General features: G+C 66.8%; 5 protein-coding genes. 4 read left to right on the top strand and 1 reads right to left on the bottom strand.

The window, feature by feature from the left end; all coding sequences use genetic code 11:
* From BKY26_RS16015 to BKY26_RS16000, 4 genes are all read left to right on the top strand, one after another.
* On the top strand, positions 1–636 hold a 636-nt coding region (locus BKY26_RS16015), incomplete at its 5' end, for a VWA domain-containing protein (RefSeq protein ID WP_131541907.1).
* Positions 637–647: 11 nt separating this feature from the next.
* A complete protein-coding gene (locus BKY26_RS16010) occupies positions 648–1,457 on the top strand; it encodes an XdhC family protein (RefSeq protein ID WP_071691388.1) in 810 nt (269 codons plus the stop codon).
* 107 nt (positions 1,458–1,564) lie between these two features.
* The gene (locus tag BKY26_RS16005) at positions 1,565–2,017 is read left to right on the top strand and encodes an SRPBCC family protein (protein ID WP_071691387.1); all 453 of its coding nucleotides are present in this window, start codon (positions 1,565–1,567) and stop codon (positions 2,015–2,017) included.
* Positions 2,018–2,099: 82 nt separating this feature from the next.
* Positions 2,100–3,101, top strand: coding sequence for a LacI family DNA-binding transcriptional regulator (locus BKY26_RS16000; protein WP_071691386.1), 1,002 nt, complete (start codon positions 2,100–2,102; stop codon positions 3,099–3,101).
* 62 nt (positions 3,102–3,163) lie between these two features.
* Here the strand turns inward: BKY26_RS16000 and BKY26_RS15995 are convergent.
* Positions 3,164–3,654, bottom strand: a 491-nt coding sequence (locus BKY26_RS15995; RefSeq protein ID WP_245764464.1) for a Gfo/Idh/MocA family oxidoreductase, incomplete at its 5' end; no start/stop codon positions are given.

Genomic DNA, 3,654 nt, shown 5'->3' with positions numbered 1-3,654 from the left:
AAGCAGGCGCTGCGCGGACCGGCCCTGGACATGCGGCGCATCCAGCGGGCGAGCCTTGCGCGCGGGGGCGAGCCGCTGGACCTCTATCGCCGCGCCCGCCCGCCCCGGCCCATGCGGATCGTGGCACTATGCGATGTCAGCGGCTCGATGACCGTCTATTCCCGTGTGTTCCTGGCGTTTCTGAAAGGGCTTGTCGGCAGCGGCTGCGAGGCGGATGCCTACCTCTTCCACACGCGCCTGATGCGGGTGACGGACGCGCTGCGCGATCATGACAGCATCCGCGCCGCCGGGCGGTTGTCGCTGATGGCCGAGGGGTTCGGCGGCGGCACGGATATCTCCGGCAGCCTCGAAAGCTTCCTGGGGGGCTACGGCGCACGGGCGCTGAATGGCCGAACCATCGTGCTGATCCTGTCGGACGGCTACTGCACGCGAGAACCGCAGGCACTGGCCGACGTGCTGGCCCGCATCCGCCGCAAGGCCCGGCGCATCGTTTGGCTGAACCCGCTGAAAGGCTGGGCGGATTACGCCCCCGTCGCTGCGGCCATGCAGGCCGCGCTGCCCCATCTCGACGCCCACCTGCCGGCCAACACGCTTGATGCGCTGGCCGCGCTGGAACCCGAATTCCGGAAGCTGTGAAAGGACATCCCATGGCAGGTTTCGACATCTTCGACACGGTTGAGCGGTTGCGCAAGGAAGGCGATGCCTTCTGCGTCGCAACCGTGCTGCGCACTGCGGACGCGACCAGTGCCAAGGCCGGGGCCAAGGCCGCCGTGACGCGGACCGGCGACATCCTCGGGCACCTTGGCGGGGCCTGCGTGCAGCGGGCGGTGCGCACGGCGGCGGGCGAGGCACTGGCCGAGGGCGCCCCCCGGATGATCCGCGTGAAACCCTCTGACAAGGTGGTGGCCATGACCGACCCTGACGGCGTGCAGACCTACAAGAGCGGCTGCCCTTCAGGCGGCACGGTGGATCTGCTGATCGAACCCTACCAGCACGCGCCCCGGCTGGTGATCTTTGGCGAGAGCCCGATCGCGCGGGCGCTCGCGGCCCATGCGACCCTGACAGGGCTGCGCGTTTTCGTGTCGGGGGCCTTCGAAGGGGCAAACACGACGCGGTTCGATCCCGAAGAGATCGACAGTCTGGGCATCGAACCGCGCGATTTCGTTGTCGTGGCCTCGCAGGGCAAGGGCGACGGTGTGGCGCTGAAGGCGGCGCTGGAAACGCCCGCGCGGCGCGTGTCGATGGTGGCCAGCCGCCGCAAGGCCGAGGTGCTGGCGGGGAAGCTTGTCGATCAGGGCATGGAGCCCTCCCGCGTGGCGCGGCTCAAATCCCCCGCCGGGCTCGATATCCGCGCCATCGACCCCCATGAAATCGCGCTGTCGATCCTTGCCGAGATCGTGCTGTGGCGAAATACCGATAGCGAAAGGGAAAGCAGCCATGATGAAAAGCGTGCGTGACTGGTTTCGGGCCCGCTGGCCCGCGCCCCCGGAAATGACCCCCGAAGAAAAGGCCGAAGCCGCCCTTCGCGCCTATCCCAGATGTTGCTGAGCAGAGGAAACAAGACATGGACCTGAGCGACGAAATCCGTATCCAAGCCCCCCGCGACGTGGTGTACCGCGCGCTCAATGACCCCGAGATCCTGCGCGAATGCATCCCCGGCTGCGAGGAATTGATCCAGCATTCGCCAGAGAACCTGGAGGCCAAGGTGGTGCTGAAGATCGGCCCGGTGAAGGCGCGCTTTGCAGGAGAGGTGACGTTGGACACGACGAACGCGCCGGATGGCTTCACGCTGACCGGCGAAGGCAAGGGCGGTGCGGCGGGCTTCGCAAAGGGCGGGGCCGAGGTGACCCTGACCGAGGACGGCCCCGAGACCATCCTCGCCTATACCGCCACGGTCGATATCGGCGGCAAGATCGCGCAGCTTGGCAGCCGGCTGATCGCGGGCACCGCCAAGAAACTGTCGGGCAAGTTCTTCACCCGCTTCGGCGAGATCGTCTCCGAGCAATCGGTCGGCTGACCGGTTTAGGAACCGGTTGCAATTCGCCCCGTCCCGCTGTCTGATTTCCCGCACGATGGACAGCGGGAGGCAGCGGGCCGGGATGACGGTGACCCTGAAGGATGTGGCAGAGCGGGCGGGCGTCTCGCGCTCGGCGGTGTCGCGGACGTTCACACCCGGCGCATCGGTTTCCGCCAAGACCCGATCCAAGGTTGAACAGGCCGCGGCAGAGCTTGGATACGCACCAAGCGCGCTGGCCTCGGGCCTGTCCACCGGGCGCACCAAGCTGATCGGCCTGGTGTCCAACAACTTCCGAAACCCGATCTTTCTGGAGGTCTTCGACCTCTTTACCCGCGCCATCCAGGACCGTGGATTGCGCCCGCTGCTGGTAAACCTGTCGGAGGATACCGACCCCGAGGCCGCCATTCGCATGTTGCGGCAATACTCGGTGGATGCGGTGATCGTGGCGTCCTCAACCCTGTCGGCAGCCTTTGCGGCAAATTGCAAGGCCGCAGGGCTGCCCGTGGTCCATGCGTTCGGGCGGGCGACCAGATACCCCGAGGTGCCGGTGGTGGGCATCGACAATGTCGAGGCAGGCCGCATGGCGGCGCGGGCGCTGCTGGCGCGGGGCTATCGCGACATCGGGTTTCTGGGTGGCCCCGCCGGGGCGACAACCACGCAGGACCGGCTTGCGGGCTTTCGTCAGGAACTGGCCCGGCATCCCGGTTGCCGTCTGCGGGAAAGCTTCGCCAGCACGTATTCGCATGACGCCGGCGCGGTCGAGATGTCACGGCTGATGGACTCCGGCCCCCTGGCCGAAGCCTATTTCTGCGGCGATGACGTGATTGCCATCGGCGCGCTAGGGGTATTGCGAAAGGCCGGGCGCGAGGTGCCCGGTGATGTGGGATTGATCGGGTTCAACGATATGGAGGCGGCCTCCTGGGATTTGGTGACCCTGACCACCATTCGCCAGCCTCTGGATGAGATCATTGCGGTCTCGGTCGGGCAGGCCATTGCTCTGTCGGAACAGCCAGAGACCCCTGTCACGCAGACCCTGCTGCCCCTGACCCTCATTGAGCGTGGTACGCTCCGCCCGGAGATGTGAGCGGGGAAGGCCCTTCGAAGGGCCTTTCAACGCGTTTTCGAAAACGCGTCCCCGCGCATCCCTCATACCTCTCGGAACATCGGAGGGCGGGCATCGACCCAGACACCATCCGCCTTCCCGCTCTCGGCCACGGCAAATACCGCCGCCATGGACCGCAGACCATCTTCGGCACGCGGATAGAGATCGGCGGCAGGGTCCATCGCACGGCCCTCTTTCCCAGCCCGGATCGCCTCGGCCAGATCGCGGTAGATATTGGCGAAGGCCAAAGGCATCCCCTCGGCATGGCCCACGGTCACGCGGCTCGACCGGTCAGCCTCGGGCGAAAGCCCCCCTTCCCCGCGTTCGATCACCTGCAACCGGCCCCGCAGCGGCATCCAGTAAAGCTGGTTGGGCTGTTCCTGGCTCCAGCGCAGACCGCCGTTTTCGCCGAAGACCTGCAGGGTCAGACCGTGCTGACGGCCAAGCGCAACGGATGATGTCCAGAGCCGCCCCACGGCCCCGCCATCGAAGCGCAGGTTGACCATCGCGTCATCCTCCAGCTCGCGGCTGGCGA

This window comes from Nioella sediminis, assembly GCF_001879695.1.
Classification (GTDB): domain Bacteria; phylum Pseudomonadota; class Alphaproteobacteria; order Rhodobacterales; family Rhodobacteraceae; genus Nioella; species Nioella sediminis.
Note: the sequence above shows the minus strand (reverse complement) of the source record. Positions and strands in the feature narration are given on the sequence as shown.

Coding starts and splice junctions, on each gene's coding strand:
- BKY26_RS16010 (WP_071691388.1), top strand. CDS start 648: ATGGCAGGTTTCGACATCTTCGACACGGTTGAGCGGTTGCGCAAGGAA.
- BKY26_RS16005 (WP_071691387.1), top strand. CDS start 1,565: ATGGACCTGAGCGACGAAATCCGTATCCAAGCCCCCCGCGACGTGGTG.
- BKY26_RS16000 (WP_071691386.1), top strand. CDS start 2,100: ATGACGGTGACCCTGAAGGATGTGGCAGAGCGGGCGGGCGTCTCGCGC.